The 19,276-nt window shown below is 70.2% G+C and carries 18 protein-coding genes and 2 pseudogenes; 9 read left to right on the top strand and 11 right to left on the bottom strand.

Annotation, left to right across the window (positions count from 1 at the left end):
- Position 1 precedes the first annotated feature (1 nt).
- On the top strand, positions 2-1,933 hold the full coding sequence (gene mdoH / locus HNR01_RS03295) for a glucans biosynthesis glucosyltransferase MdoH (protein WP_183666597.1): 1,932 nt from the start codon (positions 2-4) through the stop codon (positions 1,931-1,933).
- 49 nt (positions 1,934-1,982) lie between these two features.
- Here the strand turns inward: mdoH and HNR01_RS03290 are convergent, their stop codons facing one another.
- On the bottom strand, positions 1,983-2,444 hold the full coding sequence (locus HNR01_RS03290) for a plant Invertase/pectin methylesterase inhibitor family protein (protein WP_183666595.1): 462 nt from the start codon (positions 2,442-2,444) through the stop codon (positions 1,983-1,985).
- Between the two features lie 104 nt (positions 2,445-2,548).
- A complete protein-coding gene (locus tag HNR01_RS03285) occupies positions 2,549-3,766 on the bottom strand; it encodes a trans-sulfuration enzyme family protein (protein ID WP_153873710.1) in 1,218 nt (405 codons plus the stop codon).
- 95 nt (positions 3,767-3,861) lie between these two features.
- Here HNR01_RS03285 and HNR01_RS03280 point away from each other — a divergent pair, with 95 nt between their 5' ends.
- Positions 3,862-4,377 carry a TspO/MBR family protein gene (locus HNR01_RS03280; protein ID WP_183666593.1) on the top strand — a complete coding sequence of 172 codons (516 nt, stop codon included), beginning with the start codon at positions 3,862-3,864 and terminating at the stop codon, positions 4,375-4,377.
- A 99-nt stretch (positions 4,378-4,476) separates the two neighbouring features.
- On the opposite strand, the gene HNR01_RS03275 is transcribed toward HNR01_RS03280, so the two are convergent.
- The 5 genes from HNR01_RS03275 to HNR01_RS03255 all read right to left on the bottom strand — a co-directional run bounded on the left by HNR01_RS03275 (position 4,477) and on the right by HNR01_RS03255 (position 9,570).
- On the bottom strand, positions 4,477-5,874 hold the full coding sequence (locus HNR01_RS03275; RefSeq protein WP_183666591.1) for an FAD-binding oxidoreductase: 1,398 nt from the start codon (positions 5,872-5,874) through the stop codon (positions 4,477-4,479).
- A gap of 89 nt (positions 5,875-5,963) precedes the next feature.
- The gene (gene serA, locus HNR01_RS03270; protein ID WP_183666589.1) at positions 5,964-7,214 is read right to left on the bottom strand and encodes a phosphoglycerate dehydrogenase; all 1,251 of its coding nucleotides are present in this window, start codon (positions 7,212-7,214) and stop codon (positions 5,964-5,966) included.
- A 294-nt stretch (positions 7,215-7,508) separates the two neighbouring features.
- Positions 7,509-7,874 (bottom strand): response regulator, encoded by a 366-nt coding sequence (locus HNR01_RS03265; RefSeq protein ID WP_003600588.1) that lies wholly within the window; start codon positions 7,872-7,874, stop codon positions 7,509-7,511.
- Positions 7,875-8,035: 161 nt separating this feature from the next.
- Entirely contained in the window at positions 8,036-8,605 is a 570-nt protein-coding gene (gene hpt / locus HNR01_RS03260; RefSeq protein WP_017486119.1) for a hypoxanthine phosphoribosyltransferase, read from the bottom strand.
- Positions 8,606-8,814: 209 nt separating this feature from the next.
- The gene (locus tag HNR01_RS03255) at positions 8,815-9,570 is read right to left on the bottom strand and encodes a zinc-ribbon domain-containing protein (RefSeq protein WP_183666588.1); all 756 of its coding nucleotides are present in this window, start codon (positions 9,568-9,570) and stop codon (positions 8,815-8,817) included.
- A gap of 164 nt (positions 9,571-9,734) precedes the next feature.
- Here HNR01_RS03255 and ftsE point away from each other — a divergent pair, with 164 nt between their 5' ends.
- From ftsE to HNR01_RS03240, 3 genes are all read left to right on the top strand, one after another.
- Positions 9,735-10,436 carry a cell division ATP-binding protein FtsE gene (ftsE, locus tag HNR01_RS03250; RefSeq protein WP_017486121.1) on the top strand — a complete coding sequence of 234 codons (702 nt, stop codon included), beginning with the start codon at positions 9,735-9,737 and terminating at the stop codon, positions 10,434-10,436.
- The gene (locus HNR01_RS03245; RefSeq protein ID WP_183666586.1) at positions 10,433-11,413 is read left to right on the top strand and encodes a cell division protein FtsX; all 981 of its coding nucleotides are present in this window, start codon (positions 10,433-10,435) and stop codon (positions 11,411-11,413) included. The genes ftsE and HNR01_RS03245 overlap by 4 nt, the downstream gene beginning before the upstream one ends.
- A gap of 238 nt (positions 11,414-11,651) precedes the next feature.
- Positions 11,652-12,356 (top strand): YdcF family protein, encoded by a 705-nt coding sequence (locus tag HNR01_RS03240; protein ID WP_183666584.1) that lies wholly within the window; start codon positions 11,652-11,654, stop codon positions 12,354-12,356.
- A 35-nt stretch (positions 12,357-12,391) separates the two neighbouring features.
- On the opposite strand, the gene HNR01_RS03235 is transcribed toward HNR01_RS03240, so the two are convergent.
- Entirely contained in the window at positions 12,392-12,766 is a 375-nt protein-coding gene (locus HNR01_RS03235; RefSeq protein ID WP_183666582.1) for a response regulator, read from the bottom strand.
- 403 nt (positions 12,767-13,169) lie between these two features.
- On the opposite strand from HNR01_RS03235, the gene proB reads away from it, so the two are divergent.
- The 4 genes and pseudogenes from proB to rsfS all read left to right on the top strand — a co-directional run bounded on the left by proB (position 13,170) and on the right by rsfS (position 16,847).
- Entirely contained in the window at positions 13,170-14,303 is a 1,134-nt protein-coding gene (gene proB, locus HNR01_RS03230) for a glutamate 5-kinase (protein ID WP_017486125.1), read from the top strand.
- A 140-nt stretch (positions 14,304-14,443) separates the two neighbouring features.
- The gene (locus HNR01_RS03225; protein WP_183666580.1) at positions 14,444-15,742 is read left to right on the top strand and encodes a glutamate-5-semialdehyde dehydrogenase; all 1,299 of its coding nucleotides are present in this window, start codon (positions 14,444-14,446) and stop codon (positions 15,740-15,742) included.
- A 55-nt stretch (positions 15,743-15,797) separates the two neighbouring features.
- Positions 15,798-16,349 (top strand): annotated as a pseudogene (locus tag HNR01_RS03220) (nicotinate-nucleotide adenylyltransferase); the annotation flags it as partial.
- Positions 16,350-16,544: 195 nt separating this feature from the next.
- Positions 16,545-16,847, top strand: a complete 303-nt coding sequence (gene rsfS, locus HNR01_RS03215; protein ID WP_017486128.1) for a ribosome silencing factor — start codon at positions 16,545-16,547, stop codon at positions 16,845-16,847.
- Positions 16,848-16,850: 3 nt separating this feature from the next.
- On the opposite strand, the pseudogene HNR01_RS03210 reads toward rsfS, so the two are convergent.
- The 3 genes and pseudogenes from HNR01_RS03210 to HNR01_RS03200 form a co-directional block, all read right to left on the bottom strand.
- Positions 16,851-17,545: pseudogene (locus tag HNR01_RS03210) on the bottom strand (DUF4166 domain-containing protein).
- 52 nt (positions 17,546-17,597) lie between these two features.
- Positions 17,598-18,158 (bottom strand): GbsR/MarR family transcriptional regulator, encoded by a 561-nt coding sequence (locus HNR01_RS03205; protein WP_026105774.1) that lies wholly within the window; start codon positions 18,156-18,158, stop codon positions 17,598-17,600.
- 55 nt (positions 18,159-18,213) lie between these two features.
- A complete protein-coding gene (locus HNR01_RS03200; RefSeq protein ID WP_183666578.1) occupies positions 18,214-19,251 on the bottom strand; it encodes an aldose epimerase family protein in 1,038 nt (345 codons plus the stop codon).
- Positions 19,252-19,276 lie beyond the last annotated feature (25 nt).

Genomic DNA, 19,276 nt, shown 5'->3' with positions numbered 1-19,276 from the left:
CATGTCCAGCCCAGACTTGCCGCAGGCGGAACGCTCCGTCGAGACGGGGGCCGGGGGTGAAACCCGCCTGAGAGGCGCGGGCCCCGCGCCGCGGCCGGCGTCCTTTCGGTTGCGTCGCCTCGCCCTGGCCGGTCCGACGCTCGCCACCGCCGCCATCCTGGCCGCCCTGGCTCTCGCCGCCTACGGCCTGCCGGAAACGTGGCTCGGGTGCAGCGTGCTCGGACTCTTCGTGGTGTTGATGGCGTGGCAGTCCTTCACGGCCTGGCAGTACCTCTACGGCCTCGTCGCCGCACTGATGGGTGACCGTGTCCTCTCGCCGCTGGAACGGCGCTCCGCCACGATCTCCACCCGTCCGACCGGCCTGAGCCGCACGGCGGCGGTGGTGGCGATCCACGCCGAGGACCCGATCGCGGTGTTCTCGGCGATCCGCGTCATGGCTCGTTCGCTTCAGCGCGAGGGCGGCGACGGCTCGGACATCGACATCTTCGTCCTCTCCGACACGCGCGAGGGCGCGATCAGCGCGGTCGAGGAGCACGAATTCGCCCGCATCGAGGCCTGGAGCCGGCGCGAGGGCCGCGGCATGCCCCGCATCCGCTATCGCCGCCGGACCGAAAACACCGGCCGCAAGGCCGGAAACATCGCCGAATTCTGCCGAACCTACGGGCATGAATACGACTTCATGATCGTGCTCGACGCCGACAGCCTGATGACCGGCGCCGCCATGCGTCGGCTGGCCCGGCTGATGGAGGAGAACCCGCGCACCGGACTGATCCAGACCGTCTCCTACGCCGCCGGCCGGGACACCCTGTTCGCGCGGATCCAGCAATTCGCCGTGCGCCTCTACGCGCCACTCTCTCTGCGCTGCCTGGAGACATGGCAGGGCCCGGACGGCTCCTACTGGGGCCACAACGCGATCCTGCGCATCGAGGCCTTCGCCAGCAATGCGGAGCTTCCGGTGCTGTCGGGCAGGCCGCCGCTCGGCGGCGAGATCCTCTGCCACGACATCGTCGAGGGGGCGCTGCTGCGCCGGGCCGGCTGGGAGGTGCGCCTCCTGCCGGAGATGGGCGGAACCTGGGAGGAGATGCCGACCAATCTCATCGATCTGCTCGGGCGCGAGCGGCGCTGGTGCCAGGGCAACCTGCAGCACATCCGCGTCCTTCCGATGAAGGGCCTGCTCGGCGCCAGCCGCTGGCACCTCGGCGTCGGCATCCTCGGCTACTGCGTCTATCCGCTCTGGATCGCCTTCCTCTCCCTAGGCACGTGGCAAGCGGCCCGGTCCGGCGAACTTGGGCTGATCGGTTACGGCATCGACGGCGGCAACGCGGTCGCCGCGGCGCTCGCCGGCCTCGTCATCGCCGTCATGGCGCTGCCCAAGCTCCTGAGCCTCGGCTACGTGCTGGCCTCGCCGCAACGGCGGGCGGATTTCGGCGGCACCCGCTCGCTGCTCGTCAGCGCGGCGCTCGAACAGGCGATCTGGGTCCTGCTGTGGCCGGTGATGGCTCTGTTCGCCGCGGGGGCCGTGGTGACGACCCTGGTCGGTCGCGTCGTGCGCTGGGATGCGCAGGCGCGCGACGACCGCAGCGTGCCGTGGGGCGAGGCCGTCCGGCTTCAGAGCGACGCGATCGCGGCGGGCGGGGCGCTGGTGGTATTGCTCGCCTTTTCCGGAAGCCACTGGCTGGCGCTGTGGATGGCACCGGTGGCCCTCGCGCTGCTGACGAGCCCGGTCCAGAGCGTGCTCACCAGCAGCACCCGGCTCGGCCTGGGCTCGAAGGCGCGCGGCCTGTTCCTCACCGAGGATGACACTCGGCCGGCGCCGGAACTGCTCGAACTGCATCAGAGCCGCACCGGCGTCGCCGAGCCGACGGCCGTCGGCGCGACGACGCCCTGGCTTTCGGTCGCCATCGACGAGGCGGGCGCGCCGACGCTGCACTGATCATGCGAATCTCGCCGCGCCGCATCGCAAGAGCCGGAGGCGGCGAGGTCTACTTGTTTTCCAGCACCTCGATCGGATTGGTGCGCTGCGTCGGGGCAGGCTCGCGGGTCAGCGAACTGCCCTCCTTCTTGCCGCTCCGGCCGCCGCCGTCATCGGACCTGCCGGGCTGATCCGTGCCCGACTGCGACGGCACAGTGCCGCTCGCCAATTCGAGGCAGGTGAGAAGCTCGACGTAGGACGGAAAGCCACCGGCCTGGAATTGCTGCGTACACTGCGACTTGGCCGCGGCCGGGAATTGTCCCCAGCGCTTCTTCAGATCTTTCTCGGCCCCGCGCTCGGAGGTCAGACAGGCATCCTTGCTGGGGTTGTCGCTGAGCGTGCTCTGCACCCGCTCGGCCGATTTGCAGGTCGCCTCGACGTCGAGATTCGGCGGCCCGTCCTCGGCTCTGGCCGCGGCGGAAACGAGGCCGAGCGCGAGCACGGCGAAGAGGAAGGCGTTACGGTTCGTCATGTCGGTTCGCGTCCCGGCTCGGGGCTCGTCGTCGCGACAACGCGCGAAAACCGCGAGCGCAGGTGCGCCTTCCACAGATTTCGTCGGTTTTGACTTGAGAGCGGTCAGGCCGCCGCGCCGTGCGCCGCCGTCAGGGCCGCGTCGAGATCGCGGAACAGGTCGTCCGGATCCTCGATGCCGGTGGAGAGGCGCAGCAGGTCGGGTGGGCAGGGCGTGCCCGGCCCTTCGACTGACGCGCGGTGCTCGATGAGGCTCTCCACGCCGCCGAGCGAGGTGGCGCGCTTCCACAGCGCCACCCGTGCGGCGGTCCCGATCGCCGCCGCCTCGCCGCCGGCCACGCGGATCGAGAGCATGAAGCCGAAGCCGCCCTCCATCTGCCGCGCCGCGACCGTGTGACCGGGATGGTCCGGCAGGCCGGGATAGAGCACCGCGCTCACCAGCGGATGCGCCGAGAGCCGCTGCGCGAGGCGGAGCGCCCCGGCGCTCTGGGCGCTGACGCGCAGGGGCAAGGTGCGCAAGCCCCGCACCAGCAGATACGCCTCGAACGGTCCGAGAATCGCTCCCCAGCCGCCGCGGATCGCCGTGACACGCTCCCAGAAGCTGTCGCTGCGCGCGCCGGCCAGCACGCCGGCGACGACATCGGAGTGACCGTTCAGGATCTTGGTGGCCGAATGCATCACGATGTCGGCCCCGAGCGTGAGCGGCCGGGTGAGGATCGGGCTCACGGCCGTCGAATCGACCGCGACCCGCGCCCCGGCCGCTCGGGCAACCTCCGCGACGCGGGCGATGTCGGTGATCGTGCAGAGCGGGTTGCCCGGCGTCTCGATCCAGACGAGCCGCGTCTTGCCCGGCCGGATGGCGGCACGCACCGCCTCCGGATCCTGCATCGGCACGAAATCGACCGCGAGATCGAGGCGCGGCGCCTCCTGCCGGAGCCAGCGGCGGAGGCCCCAGTACATCACCTCGGGGGCGATGACGTGGTCGCCGCGCTCCAGGGCGCAGAACACGGCGGCGGCGGCGGCCATGCCGGAGCCGAACAGCAGCGCGCCGGCCTCCGCTCGCTCCAGCGCGGCGATGACGTCCTCAGCCTCCCGCGTCGTGGCGTTGTCGGGCCTCGCGTAGGAGAAGCCGGAGCGATAGGCGTTGTCGGGATCGCGCAGGAAGGTCGTCGAGAGATGGAGCGGCGGCACCACCGCCCGCGTCACCGGATCGATCCGGCCGAGAGCCTGCGCGGCCAGCGTCGCCGGTCGCCACGCGTCGGGTGACAAGCCGGGGGCGGGCGCTGCATCGGAATCGCCGTGAGGCGCGTTGGACCGGCTCATGGGGTTCCTCGTTCGGATCGGTTCGACGGTGGGCTTGAGCGAATCCGCCGGAGCGGGCAAGGCGGGGAAATGATCGACGGAGCGTTGCGCAGCGCATGAGCGCCCTGGACATTCCCGGACGGCCCGCCCTGCCGCCGATCCCGCGGCTCGCCGCCGCGATCCTTCCGGTCGCGCTCGTGACGGCGGTGGGTTCGCTCTCCACCGGCTCGAACATCGAGGAGTGGTACACGACGATCCGCAAGCCGGCCTTCAACCCGCCGAACTGGGTGTTTCCGCTGGCCTGGACCGTTCTCTACACGCTGATCGCGATCTCGGTCTGGCGGCTGCTCGGCGCCCGCCCGGTGCCGGGCCCAGCCCGGAAGGCGTGGTGGCTGGCGCTGGCCGCCTTCGCCGCTCAGCTCGCCCTTAACGCCGCCTGGACGCCGGTCTTCTTCGCCGCCCACAGGCTCGGTCTCGCGCTGATCGTCGCGCTCGCCATGCTGGTGATGATCCTGTGGACCATCCGCCTGTCGTGGCGCTTCGACCGGCCCGCCGCGTGGCTGCTCGTGCCCTACGCCGCCTGGGTCTCCTTCGCCTGCCTGCTCAACGGGACGATCTGGCAGATGAACTGAGGCCGGCGCCCGGTACGCGGGAAGAGGTTTGGGTCCCTCTCGGTCTTGGAGGGGCGATGCTGCGGCTGGACCGATCGTGAGATCGGCCTTCAAATGGGGTCAGACCCGCAGAACCTTGCCTGGATTGAGCAGACCGTCCGGATCGAGCGCCCGTTTCAGACGCTGCGCCAGAGCCATTTCCTCGGGCCGGCGCCGGCGCGCCAGCTCGTCGACGCGGTACTGTCCGATGCCGTGCTCGGCGGAGATGCTGCCGGCGAAGCGATCGACCACGTCGTGGACGAGGCGGTTGATCGCGGCGCTGTCATGCTCCGGCCCGACCAGCACGTTGTAGTGCAGGTTGCCGTCGCCCATGTGCCCGAACACGTTCGGGACGGTGCCGGGCGCACCCTCGGCGAGCGCCCGGTCGGCAGCCTCCAGGAAAGCGGGAATCGCCGGAATCGGCACCGAGACATCGTGCTTGACCGACTTGCCCTGGTGCGCCTCGCATTCGGTGATGCGCTCACGCAGGGACCAGAGACCGGCGGCCTGCGCCTTCGATTCGGCGAACACGCCGTCCACGGCGTCGCCCCGCTCCAGAGCCTCGCCGAGGGTCGCCTCGACGGCGTCCCGCAGACCGGACAGGCTCGATCCGGCTTCGAGCAGGATGGACCAGGGGGAGGGCGGCAGCGGGCCCGACAGGCCGGCATAACGCTCGAGAAGATCGAACGCGCAGCGCGAGATCAGCTCGAAAGCCTGGATCGTGTCGCCGAGGCTGTCCTGCGCCGCCGCGAGGATACGCAGCGCCGCCTCCGGGTCGGGCACCGCCAGCAGGGCGGTCTCGGTGTAGCGCGGCCGGGGCACCAGGCGCAGCACCGCCGCCGTGACGATGCCGAGCGTGCCCTCGCTGCCGATGAAGAGCTGCTTCCAGTCGTAGCCGGCATTGTCCTTGCGCAGTGCGCGCAGGCCATCGACGACACCGCCGTCGGCGAGCACGACTTCGAGACCGAGCACGAGGCTGCGGGTCATGCCGTAGCGCAGCACGTTGATGCCGCCGGCATTGGTGGCGATCATGCCGCCGACCATGGCCGAGCCTTCCGCGCCGTAGCTCACCGGGAACAGCCGCCCGGCGGCCTCCGCTGCCGCCTGCGCCGCCTGCACCACGCAGCCGGCCTCGACCTCCATGGTGAGCCCGACCGGATCGACCGCGCGAACCGCGTTCATCCGCGAGAGGGTGAGCACGACTTGGCGCCCCGACGCATCGGGGGTGGCGCCGCCGGCGAGACCGGTATGGCCGCCCTGGGGCACCAGGGCGACGCCGGCTTCGCGGCACAAGCCGACCACCGAAGCGACCTGACCCGTGCTCGACGGCCGCGCGACGGCGGCGGCCCGGCCCGGAAACAGGCGGCGCCAGTCGATCCCATAGGGGGCGCAATCGGCCTCATCCGTCAGGAGGCCACCCGGTCCCAGCAGCCCGTCGAGTCGGGACAGGAAGTCGGGCGGAAGACCGGTCGCGCTCATGGCTCGAAGGATTCCTTGTCCGTACGTCCCGCGGATCCCCGCTGCCCCGCCTTCCGCGGCCGTCGGCGATGGGACATCGTCGAGAAGTGTCAGGCGATCCGGGCCTGGATCAGGCGGGTGCGCACCGTACCCTCGATGCGGTCGAGCTCGGCGAGGATGCCAGCACGCTCGGCGGGGGCGGCGTCGGCCTCCACCACCACGTAGCCCAACTCCCCCTCGGTCTGAAGGTACTGGGACGCGATGTTGACGTCGCGCCGGGCGAAGGCTTGGTTGACGTGGCCGAGCACGCCGGGAACGTTCCGGTGGACGTGCAGAAAGCGCACGCCGCCGATGCGGGGCGGGATCTGCACCTGCGGGAAGTTGACCGCGCCCAGCGTCGAGCCGGTCTCGACATAGTCCACGAGCTTGCGCGCGACCTCGGAGCCGATGCGGTCCTGCGCCTCCTCGGTCGAACCGCCGATATGCGGGGTGAGGATCACGTTCGGGATGCCTTGGAGCGGCGAGACGAAGCGCTCGTCGTTGGAGCGGGGCTCGACGGGGAATACGTCGACCGCCGCGCCGCGCAGCCGCCCCTGTTTCAGCGCGATGGCGAGCGCGTCGAGATCGACCACGGTGCCGCGGCTGTTGTTGATGAGATAGGCGCCCGGCTTCATCTTGCCGATGCGCTCGGCACTCATGAGCCCGTGGGTGAGCGGCGTTTCCGGCACGTGCAGGCTCACCACGTCGCTGGCCGCGAGCAGGGCGTCGAGGCTCTCGGCGGGTTCGGTGTTGCCGTGGCGCAGCCGGTCGGTGAGATCGAAGAAGATCACCCGCATGCCCATCGCCTCGGCGAGATTCGAGAGCTGCGCGCCGATATTGCCGTAGCCGACGATGCCGAGCGTCTTGCCGCGGACCTCGTAGGAATTTTCCGCCGACTTGTCCCAGCCCCCGGCATGGGCCGCCTCGGAGCGGGGCGTGATCCGCCGCAGCAGCATCACGATTTCGCCGATCGTCAGTTCGGCGACGCTGCGGGTGTTGGAAAAGGGGGCGTTGAAGACCGGGATCCCGCGCGCTCGGGCGGCGTCGAGATCGACTTGGTTGGTGCCGACGCTGAAGCAGCCGACCGCGACCAGGGCCGGGGCGGCGTCGAGCAGGCCGGTCGTCACCTGGGTGCGAGAGCGGATGCCGAGGACGTGCACATCGGTGAGCGCCCCGGCATCCGCCGAGCCGACCGCACGCGGTAGACGCCGCACGTCATGGATCCCCGCTCGCGCGAGAACCTCAACCGCTGAGGGCGCGATGTTCTCGGCGAGAAGGATGTTGACCTCATCCTGGATGGTGAAGCTGTCCGTTCCCGGCATGGTCTGGCCTGCGCCCTGCGTCGTTGAGCGCCCGCCATACATCAATATTGCAGTGCGATAAGCCTCACCGGCTCCCCCTGAGCGACACCCGGCCTGTTTCGTGACGCCATTCTCCGAACCGTTTGGCGAGAAACGATTTTCTTCCGCCTCCTCGCTTCGGACCTCACTTGGTCGAGAGGGAAGGCAGGCGCTGGGAAGGGGTGGAGGGCGTACAGGGAACGAGGCCGATCCGACCGATTATCAGGATCCGTGGGGTCGGTTCGCCGGTCGCGCGACTCTCGTGGCGAGGCGTTCCTACGCCGCAAGCGCCCGCGTCACCGTCGAGCGCAGGTCGGCCAGAGAAAAGGGCTTCGTCAGAACATCGGTGACGATGGCGTCGAGGCCGCGGGCGCGCTCGCGCTGATCGGCGAAGCCGGTCATCAGCAGGATCGTCAGGTCGGGATAATCGCGTTTGGCCGCGAGCGAGAGCGCGATGCCGTCCATCAACGGCATACGGATGTCGGTCAGCATCAGGTCGAAGCCGCCGCCGGCTTCGGAGAGGCGATCGAGGCCGTCACTGCCGTCGATGGCCGTGACGACGGTGTGACCGTCGAGTTCGAGCCCGCGCTTGAGGAAGCCGCGAACCGTATCCTCGTCATCCACGAGCAGGATGCGCGCCATGGTCGGGCGTCCTCACCATTCCATCGATCTGGATCGCTGCGTTCGAGTGACCGCGCCGGAGCGCGGCCTGTCAAGCCTCACGCGCCGACAGAGTTCCATCGGCGGCTCAATTCCGGCAAGTGTCGCGGAATTATCAGGAATTTGCCGAGCCGGGATTCCGCTCAGGCGCCGCCGAACAGGTCGGCGTCGCTGCTGTCGTAATCCACGAGGCCGACGAAGGGGAGCTGGCGGAAGGCGTGGGCGGCGTCCATGCCGTAGCCGACCACGAACACGTCCGGGCAGGTGAAGCCGACGAAATCCGCATCGATGGTCACGGCGCGTTTGCCGGGCTTCTCGAGGAGTACGGCGGTCAGCACGCGCTTCGCGCCGCGGGCCATCAGCAGGTCCTTGGCGAAGACGACCGTGCGGCCGGATTCGAGGATGTCGTCGATCAGCAGCACGTCGCGCCCACGCACCTCGCTCTGGACGTCGCGCAGGATCTCGACCTGTCCGGAGGAGACGGTGGAGGTGCGGTAGCTGGACAGATGCACGAACTCGACCTGCGGCGAGAGCCCGGCGCGGTGAAGCGCGCGCAGCAGGTCGGCGGCGAACATGAAGCTGCCCTTCAGCACGGCGACCACGAGCAGGTTCTCGGGCTTGGCCGCCACGATCTCGGCGGCCAGCTCCTCGTTGCGCTTGGCGATGGCTGCCTCGTCGAACAGGACGCGGACGCGTTTGGATGCGGTGCTCATGCGGCTCGTGATGTTGTGCTGGATGTTTTCAGCGGCGCGGGCCGCCCTCGACCGTCCCGCTGCCTACCATACCATGTGCGGGCGCTGCCGCCAGCGTTGCGGGTGAGGGGAGGCGGAACTCCCGTTGATGGATCGCCGGAGGGCAGATCCGACGAAACGGGTTTCGCGGCTCCGCACCGCACCGCCGAGCGGCGGCTCCCGATCCGACCTCAGCGTTTCTCGTCCGCTCCCGTATCCGCGGCGGCGGGGCGGTCCGCGAAACGCACCTCGATCTGTCGTCCCTTCTCGGGCGGCGCCGAGAGGCTCGCCGTGAATCGCGCCCGCTCGCCAGGCTCCAGCGCGGAGCGCGGACCGGGAACGCTCCAGCGATAGAGCGGCTGTCCTCCGGCGTCGCGCACCTCGACCTCGATCGGCGGCACGGCGACGCGCTCCCGGGCGACGGCGACGAGATCTCCCTCTACGACGAGCCGCGCGGGGTTGCTCCCTTCGGCCGGCACCTGGAAAGCGGCGACGTCGGTCAGATCGATGCCGCGCAGATTCACCGGGAGGCCGATGCGGGCGAACAGCCCGGCCGTCTGCGGCATCGCCCGCACGACATCGGCACGGAAGAGGAGCGTGAGCGGCAGGGCGGCGGCGAGGATGAGGCAGGCGGCCAAGGCCGGTGAAAACCGCCCGGCCTTGCGCCGCGGCTTGCCGGCCCGCCCTCCCTTCGCGGCGGCCGGACGCGGGCGCCGTACGGCTTCGGCGGCCGGTGCGTCCGGCTCGGCCGCGGGCGCGGGTTCCGGCGGCGGCGGAGCGGGCTCATCGTCCGACGCCATTTCGTCGAACATGGCGGCGACGACCTCGTCGGCCGAGATGAACCACGTCTCGCGGCAGGCCGCGCAGCGCACCGAACGTCCGCTGGTTCCGACGCGCTCGGCATCGATGCGATACTCGCTGGCGCAGGCCGGGCAGACGATCAGCATGGATGGGCCGGAGTCGGTGTCAGGTCCCGGCAGCGGGTTGCCGCGCTCTCGAAAAGGACACAAACGTTCTCCCCGAGTGTGGTTAACCGGACGTGAAGTCGCGTACGGCACAGGGATGCCGTGTCGGGCAGAGAGCGTGGAGTGAGCGGGCCTTGTCGGCTGGGATGAAAACGGGCAGCCTCCTGTCCGGCGCAGAGGAGCCCGTCGTCCGGTTCGAGAGCGTCGGAATGCGCTACGGCCTCGGGCCGGAGGTGCTGTCGGACGTCAGCTTCGAGATCGCGCCGCACTCGTTCCAGTTCCTGACCGGGCCGTCGGGAGCGGGCAAGACCACGCTGTTGCGGCTGATCCTGCTCTCGGTGCGTCCGACCCGCGGCCTCGTCTCGATCTTCGGCAAGGAAGTGAGCGGCATCTCGAACGACGCGCTCACGGGCCTGCGCCGCCGCATGGGCGTGGTGTTCCAGGATTTTCGCCTGCTCGATCATCTCACGACCTACGAGAACGTGGCGCTGCCCCTGAGAGTCCAGGAGCGGGCTGAGGCGAGCTACCGGGCGGAGGTCGTGGAGCTGTTGCGCTGGGTCGGGTTGGGTGAGCGCATGCACGTTCTGCCCCCGCTTCTCTCGGGCGGCGAGAAGCAGCGCGCGGCGATCGCACGGGCACTGATCGCGCGGCCGGAACTGCTTCTGGCCGACGAGCCGACCGGCAACGTCGATCCGAGCCTCGCCCGGCGTCTGCTGCGGCTGTTCATGGAGTTGAACCGGCTCGGCACCTCGGTGGTGATCGCCACCCACGATTACGGATTGATGGATCTCGTCGAGGCGCGACGCATGGTGCTGGCCGAGGGCCGCCTGCGGGTGGAGGGGCCATGAGCGAGGTGCATGCTCCCGCCCGCAGCGACGCGGGCCCGGGCCGGACGGCGGCCGCGCCTTCCGAGCCGACGCTCCCGGCCAATCTGCGCCGCAACGCGCCGCTGGTGCCGACCGACTCCGCTGCGAGCCGGGCGCTGGCGGCGGTCATCGCCATCCTCACCTTCCTCGCCGCTCTCTGCGCCGGCGCGGCGGAGATCGCCGTCTCCAGCGCCGGCCAGTGGCAGGGCAGCGTTGCACAGGAGGTGACGGTGCAGGTCCGTCCGAGCGCCGGGCGCGACATCGACGCGGACGTGCGGCAGGCGGAAAGCCTCGCGCGGGCCGCACCCGGCATCGCCGGTGCGCGCATCTTCTCGAAGGCGGAGTCCGAGCGGCTGCTCGAGCCCTGGCTCGGCAGCGGCCTCGACCTGTCGGATCTGCCGGTGCCGCGCCTGATCGCGCTGACGCTCGCGAGCGATCGCAACGCCGACCTCTCCGCCCTGCGCACGGCGCTCACCACGGCGCTGCCGGGCGTGGCGAGCCTCGACGACCATGCCCTGTGGCTCCAGCGTCTCTCGACCATGGCCAACACCTTCGCCGGCATCGGCATCGGCGTCGTCCTTCTGGTGCTGTTCGCCACCGGTCTCGCCGTGGTCTTCGCGACCCGCGGCGCCATGGCGGGCAACCGGGAGGTGGTGGAGGTGCTGCACTTCGTCGGCGCCGACGACGACTACATCGCCAAGGCATTTCAGAGCCGCTTCTTCCGCCTGGGCTTGAGGGGAGGGGTGCTCGGCGCGGGCGCCGCGTTGCTGACCTGCGCGCTCGCCGGGCTCCTGGCCCGGATGTGGCGCTCGGGGCCGGCGGGCGAGGAGATCGAGGCGCTGTTCGGCACGTTTCAGATCGGCTGGCAGGGCTACGCGATCATCGTGCTGATCGGCGTGATCGCCTCCCTCGTCACTGCAGCCGTATCGCGGTTCACGGTGCGCCGCTTCCTCCGCTAGGCTTCCGGTTGCGTGAACCTGTTAACCTTTCGACAACCATTCGGAACCGAGAGTCCCGGCTACGACACCGTCATGAGCCCTTGTTCCGTCCGAGATGTTTCCGCGAGCGCCACGCCGACAGGCGGCCGGCCCGGGCCGGCTCCCCATCCGCTCCTCCTGCGATCCCGCATGCGAGGCGCTCGGATGGCCCTGGGCCACGCTGTCGGATCGTGGAACGACGCAGACCTTTCCCGCGCGGATGACTGACGAACGCGCGCGTCCTTCTCGCGGCCTGCGTCTCTTCCAGGTCGTCGTCGGCCTCGCCGCTCTCGGCCTGATGGCGCTGGCAGGCGGCTTCCTCGCCTTCGTCGCGGAGGTCGAGCAGGCCGAGCGGCCGAGTCTGGCCGGCGTCGACGGCATCGTCGCCATGACCGGCGGCTCGCAGCGGGTCGGCGACGCCATCGACCTGCTCGCGGCCGGACACGGCCGGCGGCTCCTGATCTCCGGGGTCAACGAGCGCACGACCCGCGACGAGATCGTCCGCCTCAACCCGGCCCAGGAGCAGTGGATCACCTGCTGCGTCGATCTCGATTATCGGGCGCGCAACACCATCGGCAACGCCATCGAGACCCGGCGCTGGATGCGGCGCCACCGGTTCGAGACCGTCGCGGTCGTGACGTCGAGCTACCACATGCCCCGCACGCTCGTGGAGCTGCGGCACGCCCTTCGGGACGGCGAGACGCTGATCCCCTATCCGGTCGTCGCCGACGGCCTCGATGTCGGACGATGGTGGGCGGATCCGGCGGTCACGCGCCTGCTCGGGGCCGAGTATCTCAAGTTTCTCGTCGCCTGGGCCCGCACCCATGTGGAGGCGGATCCGGAGCAGTCGCGGTTCGCGGTGCTGATCGGCCGCCGTCAACCGGTCAAAGTCGTCGCGGAGCGTCTCCTGCGCGAGATGAACTGATCGGGGGGCCCCTCGCCCTCAACGCTCGACACCGGTCACGAGGGGGGCAGAAGCGAGCGCATCGCCCTCAGCACGGCCTCGATGCCGACCGGCTTCTCGAGCCGCCGCACGCCCGCGTATCGGACGGGAAGTGCGGCTTCGTCGTATCCGGTCACGATCAAGACGGGCACGGCCCGTTCGATCAGTCGATCGGCAACGGCGTAAGCGCGCTCGCCCCGGAGATTGATGTTGAGGATCGCGCTGTCCAAGACAGCCGCCGACTCGACGAGTGTCAGAGCGGCCCCGACGGTCGCGACGGGGCCGAGGACGATCGCTCCGGCACCCCGCACGCCGCGAAGAAGCTCGTCGGCCCAGAAGTAATCGTCCTCGGCGATCAGGATGCTGCGTCCGGAGAGGACTCTGTCCGACAAGGTGGCACGCTCCGGAATCCGGATCTCCGCAGCGCGAGCCGCTCCTGCCTGCGCGCGATGGTCGGGCCGCGCCAAACAATTGTCCGAGATACGATCGAGTCCGTCGTACTTGACGCACGATCGGATTGCGAGACATACACGCGAAGATTGCACGCAAAAACTGCATGTGTCCGCATCGGGGCGGGGCCTCGCGCGCGTCGTGGGACTCGGGCGCATCGTGGGATCTGGCCAAGGCCCGGCGGTTGATGCACAGGAAGCGGGTCCACACCGGATCCGGTCGATCCCCTCGGGATGGCGGATCCGGGCCTCGCTCAAGCGCCGCGCGAGCTCGCCGATCCGGTCTCCGCCTCGATCGAGCGGACGCCGTGCCGCGCGCCCGCTGCGCCCTCGTCACGACTGTTGCATGACCCAAGTCCATCCTCCCGCTCTCGAAGATTTCCGCCGCGTCGTCGTGAAGGTGGGCTCGGCCCTCCTCGTCGATCGTGCCCGCGGACGTCTCCGCCACGCCTGGCTCGCCGCGCTCGCGGAGGATATCGCCGACCTGCACGGCCGCGGCGTCGATGTGGTGGTCGTGTCCTCCGGCGCGGTCGCCCTCGGGCGCACGGTGCTGGGCCTTCCCCCCGGCGCGTTGCGCCTGGAAGAGAGCCAGGCCTCGGCAGCCGTCGGACAGATCGCGCTCGCCCGGTACTGGACGGAGGCGCTCGGACACCACGACATCGTCGCGGGTCAGGTGCTGGTGACGCCGAAGGACACGGAGGAGCGCCGCCGCTACCTCAACGCCCGCGCCACCGTACAGAAGCTGCTGGAGGTGCGGGCGGTGCCGGTGGTCAACGAGAACGACACGGTCGCCACCGCCGAGATCCGCTACGGCGACAACGACCGGCTGGCGGCGCGGGTCGCCACGATGATCGGCGCCGACGTGCTGGTGCTGTTCTCCGACATCGACGGCCTCTATACCGCTCCGCCGCACAGCGATCCGCAGGCCCGTCACCTGCCGGTGATCGAGCGGGTGACCCCGGAGATCGAGGCGATGGCGGGCGGTCCGGCCTCGGAACTGTCCCGCGGCGGCATGCGCACCAAGGTCGAGGCCGCCAAGATCGCCGCGAGCGGCGGCACCCACATGGTCATCGCCGACGGCCGCGGAAAGAACCCCCTGCGGGTCGTGCGCGAGGGCGGGCGCTGCACGTGGTTCCTGTCGGGCTCGACCCCGACCGCCGCGCGCAAGACCTGGATCGCCGGCTCGCTGGAGGCCTCCGGCACCCTCGTCGTCGATGCCGGCGCCGCCCGCGCTCTTCAGGGTGGGGCAAGCCTGCTGCCGGTGGGCGTCGTTGCCATCGAGGGCAGCTTCGCCAAGGGCGACACTGTCCTGATCCGCGGACCCGAGGGGCGCATCCTCGGCCGGGGACTGGTCGCCTACGACAGCGCCGACGCCGCTGCGATCATCGGCCGCTCCAGCCGCGAGATCGCCGCCGCCTCGGTCCAGGCCGGTCGCACGGAGATGATCCATCGCGACGATCTCGCGATGATCGGAACCTGAAGGCAGCCCGATCCGGTCGGGCAAGTTAACATCGACGCTTGTTCAACCCGAAGGCGATGTGCAAACGGGTGCGGGAAGGTGCATATGCACTCAAATGCTCAATCGCGCCGCGTGATCGGCGCCAGACGGGAAGCGGGAACGTGCCTGTCCTGAATCTCAAGTCCGATTTTGCGGACGCCGACGACCTCGATGCGCTGATGGCCGGGATCGGCCGGCGCGCGCGCGCCGCCGGCCGGGCGATGGCGCTCGCCCCGGCCCAGACCAAGGATCTGGCGCTGCGCGCCATTGCCGAGCAGATCCGCACCAGCGCCCCGGCGATCCTGCGCGAGAACGCGCGGGACGTCTCGGCCGCGCAGGCTGCGGGCCAGACCAAGGCGATCATCGACCGGCTGACGCTGGACGAGGGCCGCGTCGCGGCCATCGCCGAGGCGGTGGAGAAGGTGGCCGGCCTGCCCGATCCGGTCGGGCGCCAGCTCGCCGCCTTCGAGCGGCCGAACGGCCTCCTGATCGAGCGCATCTCCGTCCCGCTCGGCGTCGTCGGCGTCATCTTCGAGAGCCGCCCCAACGTGACGGCCGATGCCGGGGCGCTCTGCCTCAAGGCCGGCAACGCCGCGATCCTGCGCGCGGGCTCGGATTCGCACCGCACCGCGACCGCCATCGCCGCGGCGATGAGCGAGGGATTGGCCCGCACCGGACTTCCGGCGGACGCGATCCAGCTCGTGCCGACCCGCGACCGGGCGGCGGTCGGTCTGATGCTCACGGGCCTCGGCGGCTGCGTCGACGTGATCGTGCCCCGCGGCGGGCGCAGCCTCGTGGAGCGCGTCCAGGACGAGGCCAAGGTGCCGGTCTTCGCCCATCTCGACGGCATCTGCCACGTCTACGTGGCCGAGGGCGCCGATCTCGGCATGGCCCGTACGGTGCTCCTCAACAGCAAGATGCGCCGGACCGGCATCTGCGGCGCCGCCGAGACGCTGCTGGTCGATGCGGCGGTGGCCAAAACCCACCTCAAGCCGCTGGTCGAGGCGCTGCTCGAATCCGGCTGCGCCGTGCGCGGCGACGCGGAGACGCAAAGGGTCGATCCGCGGGTGACGCCGGCCGACGAGGCGGATTGGCGCACCGAGTATCTCGACGCGATCATCTCGGCGAAGGTGGTCGACGGGCTCGACGCGGCCATCGCCCATATCGAGGCCAACGGCTCTCACCACACCGACGCGATCATCACCGACGACACCGAGGCCGCCGCGCGCTTCCTCAACGAGGTCGATTCGGCGATCGTGACCCATAACGCCTCGACGCAGTTCGCCGACGGCGGCGAGTTCGGCTTCGGCGCCGAGATCGGCATCGCCACCGGCCGGATGCATGCCCGCGGGCCGGTCGGCGTCGAGCAACTGACCACCTTCAAGTACCGGGTTCACGGCAGCGGTCAGACGCGGCCGTGACGCGCTGACGGCGGCTCCTCTGCGCGCAAACGGACTCCCGCCGGCCGCACCCGGCCTGCGGATCGGCCTCTACGGCGGCTCGTTCAATCCGGCGCATGCGGGACACCTGCATGTCAGCCGCACCGCGCTGAGGCGGCTGCGGCTCGACCGTGTCTGGTGGCTCGTCACACCCGGAAACCCGCTGAAAGACCGCGGCCTGCTCGCGCCGCTGGAGGAGCGCGTGGCACGCGCGCGGGCGCTCGCCGCCGACCCGCGGATCGCCGTCACCGGCTTCGAAGCGGGGATCGGCAGCCGCTACACCGTCGACACCCTGCGCTGGCTCGTCCGCCGCCGGCCGGCCCTCCGCTTCGTATGGATCATGGGGGCGGATTCCCTCGGCTCTCTCCACCGCTGGCGCCGCTTCGAGGAGATCCTGTCGCTGATGCCGGTCGCGGTGATCGACCGGCCGGGCCACACCCTGAAGGCCCCATCGGCGCCGGCGGCGCAGGCTTTCGCGGCGGCGCGGATCCCGGAGGCCGAGGCGGTGACTCTCGCCGGCCGTCACCCGCCCGCCTGGGCCTTCCTGCACGGCCCGCGCTCCGATCTGTCCTCGACGGCGCTGCGGACAGGGGCGTAGGGCGTTCCGCCCGCTTGAAAAGCGGGACGAAAGCCGCCAATTTCAGCCCGTGGCGGCGTCGCCACAATCCGATCGCCGGGAACCGAGACCCTGTCCGCACACCTTCAGCCGGGAGCCGCCGGCTCCGACACCGAGACCGCCTCCTCCGACGCCCTGAAGGCCCTGGCCCTCGGATGCCTCGACGAGATGAAGGCCGAGGAAACCGTCGAGATCGACCTCGCGGGCAAGACGTCGCTCGCCGACACGATGATCATCGCATCCGGCCGCTCCCAGCGCCATGTCGGCTCGATCGCCGACAAGATCATCCAGGAGATGAAGGCGAAGGGATTCGGCAATGCCCGCGTCGAGGGCTTGCCCGCCTGCGACTGGGTGCTGATCGATGCAGGCGACATCCTCGTCCACATCTTCCGGCCCGAGGTGCGCGGGTTCTACAACCTCGAGAAGATCTGGGGCGTCGATCGTCCGACCGGGGCCCGCCTCGCGGGCTGAGGCTCACGGCATCGGGACCGTGACGTCGTCGCGCGCCTCGACCTGATCGACGAATTCCGCTCCTGGCGCAGCAGGAGGCCGAGCCATGCATGGCGGATTTCCAGCACGAAGCGGAAGCTGCGGGTGCCGGTCGCGCAGTGGCTGACGGTCAGGATCCCCGGCGTGAGCCAGCGCGGCAGCATCAGTCGGAAGCCCGGCAGGTCGATGAAGTAGCGCTCACTGCGGAAGACGAGCGCCCGATCCTCCACCAGAACCCGCAGGCTCATTCCGAGCCCGGCGCCGACACGCTCCTCCAGCCCGGTCGGACCCTGGAAGCGCTTGGCCGAGTGGATCGCCTGTGGGAATCCGGAACCGCGGGCGTAGAGACGCGTCCAGATCTGACCGCTGCCGGCGCCGTCCTGGGTGACGGCGACCACGCTCGGCACGTTGGCGATGCGGGCGGTGGGCAGCGGCGCACCGACGAGGCGCAGGCCCTGTGCCAGCATCCAGCCGAGAGCGGTGAGATCGGTCTCGACCACCCGCCCGGCATAGACCGCGCTCTCGCCCACGCCGAGGCGCTTGGTGAAGCGCCGCCGCACCGCCGGCGGCAGCCGCGCCCAATCCGCCTCCGGGACGAGAGCGCGGAAGCGCAGGTCGAACAGTTCGGCCGGGCGGACCGGGGCATGAGTCGGAGCGGCCGATTCGGCGGCAGGGCGCATCCAAAAGCCTCCTTGAACATCCTCTCGGGCGGCGAATCCGCCGGCACGGGGGTCAGGGCTCGGACTTCACGGGCAGGTAGCGAACGATGCGGCCGCCGAGCCGGATCAGCTTGGCGAGGGTGTTGTGCGGCACGTTCAGCATCTGCGCGTACCAGCCGTCGAGGGTCTGCGTGAAGTCCAGCATCGCCTTGAGACGCCGCGAGGCCACGGCCCCGACCCGCGGGTCCCCCTCGGCTTCGGCCACGCATTCGCGCAGGGCCTTGAGGGCGGGGTCGATCTCGCGCTCCTTGCGGCCTGCGGCGATGCGGGTGACCATCTCCCACAGGTCGGTCTCGGCGACGAAGAAGTCGCGCCGCTCGCCCATCACCGGCACGCGCCGGATCAGATTCCAGGCCGCGAGTTCCTTCAGCGAGTTCGAGACGTTGGACCGGGCGATGCCGAGCGTTCCCGCGATGTCCTCCGCCGCGAGCGGCTTGTCGGACAGGTAGAGCAGGGCGTGGATCTGCGCGACGGAGCGGTTCACGCCCCACTGTCCGCCGAGATCACCCCAGTGCAGGATGAACCGCTCCACCGCGGGAGCGAGCTTTTGCGTTTGGTCTGAAATTTCTGTCATGACAGAAATTTCAGACCAAACGGGGCCGTTGTCAAGCGTGTCGGTCCGTTGGCCTTCAGACGCTCGAAAAACAGTAGGTCGTGCTCGCCATGAATGTCTGTCCCGGTCGCAGAGCCGAACTCGGAAAATTCGGATGGTTCGGTGCGTCGGGGAATCCTTGCGTCTCGAAACAGACACCGTCTCCGGAGCGGTAGGTGCGTCCCGAGGGGCCGACCAGGGAGCCGTCGAGATTGTTGCCGCTGTAGAGCTGCAGCGCAGGCTGCGTCGTGGCGATGTCGAGGCGTCGCCCGCTGGCCGGACAGAGGCAGGTGGCCGCGGGGCGCAGCGAGCCGGCGGGGCCGCGAAGGACCAAGGTGTGGTCGTAGCCGCCGGCCAGGACGATCTGTTCGTGACCCTGCCGGATCCGTGCGCCGAGGGCCGTGGGCTGGCGGAAATCGAAGGGCGTGTCCGCCACCGTCGCCCGCTCTCCGGTCGGGATCTGCGTCGCGTCCGTCGGCGCGTAGGCATCGGCGAAGACCTGCACGACGTGATCCATCACGTCGCCCGCGCCCTCGCCGGCGAGATTGAAGTAGCTGTGATTGGTGAGGTTCAGGACGGTCGGGCGGTCGGTGACGGCGCGGTAATCGATCCGCAACGTGCCGGGCTCGGCCAGTTCGTAGACGACCTCGACGTCGAGCGTGCCCGGAAAGCCCTGCTCGCCGTCGGGGCTGCGCCGCCTCAGCACGAGGCGCGTCTCGCCCGCAGCCGCGACCTGCCACAGCCGCTTCGCGAAACCTTCCGGACCGCCATGCATGGTGTTGGGCGGCTCGTTGATCGGCAGCGCGTAGGTCGTTCCGTCGAGGGTGAAACGGCCCTTCGCGATGCGGTTGGCGTACCGTCCGGCGATCGCCCCGAAATGCGGGCTCACGGTCTCGTAGCCCTCCACCGTGTCGAGGGCGAGGACGACGTTGGCGCGGCGGCCCGCCCGGTCCGGGACCTCGATGGCGGTGACGACCGCGCCGTAATCGATCACCTGAACCCTCAACCCGTCACGGGTCAGGGTGTACCGGGTGACGGGTTCACCCGCCCGCGTCGTTCCGAACCTTTCCGGCATCGTCCGTCATCCCTCCTGCCCAGGG

The sequence above is a fragment of the Methylorubrum rhodesianum genome (genome assembly GCF_014199985.1).
GTDB classification, from domain to species: Bacteria; Pseudomonadota; Alphaproteobacteria; order Rhizobiales; family Beijerinckiaceae; genus Methylobacterium; species Methylobacterium rhodesianum.
The sequence above is the reverse complement of the archived record's forward strand: the minus strand, read 5'-3'. Positions and strand labels throughout refer to the sequence as shown.

Excerpts from the sequence above, each read along its gene's own strand:
- mdoH (WP_183666597.1), top strand. The coding sequence starts at position 2 with ATGTCCAGCCCAGACTTGCCGCAGGCGGAACGCTCCGTCGAGACGGGG.
- HNR01_RS03290 (WP_183666595.1), bottom strand. The coding sequence starts at position 2,444 with ATGACGAACCGTAACGCCTTCCTCTTCGCCGTGCTCGCGCTCGGCCTC.
- HNR01_RS03285 (WP_153873710.1), bottom strand. The coding sequence starts at position 3,766 with ATGAGCCGGTCCAACGCGCCTCACGGCGATTCCGATGCAGCGCCCGCC.
- HNR01_RS03280 (WP_183666593.1), top strand. The coding sequence starts at position 3,862 with ATGAGCGCCCTGGACATTCCCGGACGGCCCGCCCTGCCGCCGATCCCG.
- HNR01_RS03275 (WP_183666591.1), bottom strand. The coding sequence starts at position 5,874 with ATGAGCGCGACCGGTCTTCCGCCCGACTTCCTGTCCCGACTCGACGGG.
- serA (WP_183666589.1), bottom strand. The coding sequence starts at position 7,214 with ATGCCGGGAACGGACAGCTTCACCATCCAGGATGAGGTCAACATCCTT.
- HNR01_RS03265 (WP_003600588.1), bottom strand. The coding sequence starts at position 7,874 with ATGGCGCGCATCCTGCTCGTGGATGACGAGGATACGGTTCGCGGCTTC.
- hpt (WP_017486119.1), bottom strand. The coding sequence starts at position 8,605 with ATGAGCACCGCATCCAAACGCGTCCGCGTCCTGTTCGACGAGGCAGCC.
- HNR01_RS03255 (WP_183666588.1), bottom strand. The coding sequence starts at position 9,570 with ATGCTGATCGTCTGCCCGGCCTGCGCCAGCGAGTATCGCATCGATGCC.
- ftsE (WP_017486121.1), top strand. The coding sequence starts at position 9,735 with ATGAAAACGGGCAGCCTCCTGTCCGGCGCAGAGGAGCCCGTCGTCCGG.
- HNR01_RS03245 (WP_183666586.1), top strand. The coding sequence starts at position 10,433 with ATGAGCGAGGTGCATGCTCCCGCCCGCAGCGACGCGGGCCCGGGCCGG.
- HNR01_RS03240 (WP_183666584.1), top strand. The coding sequence starts at position 11,652 with ATGACTGACGAACGCGCGCGTCCTTCTCGCGGCCTGCGTCTCTTCCAG.
- proB (WP_017486125.1), top strand. The coding sequence starts at position 13,170 with ATGACCCAAGTCCATCCTCCCGCTCTCGAAGATTTCCGCCGCGTCGTC.
- rsfS (WP_017486128.1), top strand. The coding sequence starts at position 16,545 with ATGAAGGCCGAGGAAACCGTCGAGATCGACCTCGCGGGCAAGACGTCG.
- HNR01_RS03205 (WP_026105774.1), bottom strand. The coding sequence starts at position 18,158 with ATGACAGAAATTTCAGACCAAACGCAAAAGCTCGCTCCCGCGGTGGAG.
- HNR01_RS03200 (WP_183666578.1), bottom strand. The coding sequence starts at position 19,251 with ATGCCGGAAAGGTTCGGAACGACGCGGGCGGGTGAACCCGTCACCCGG.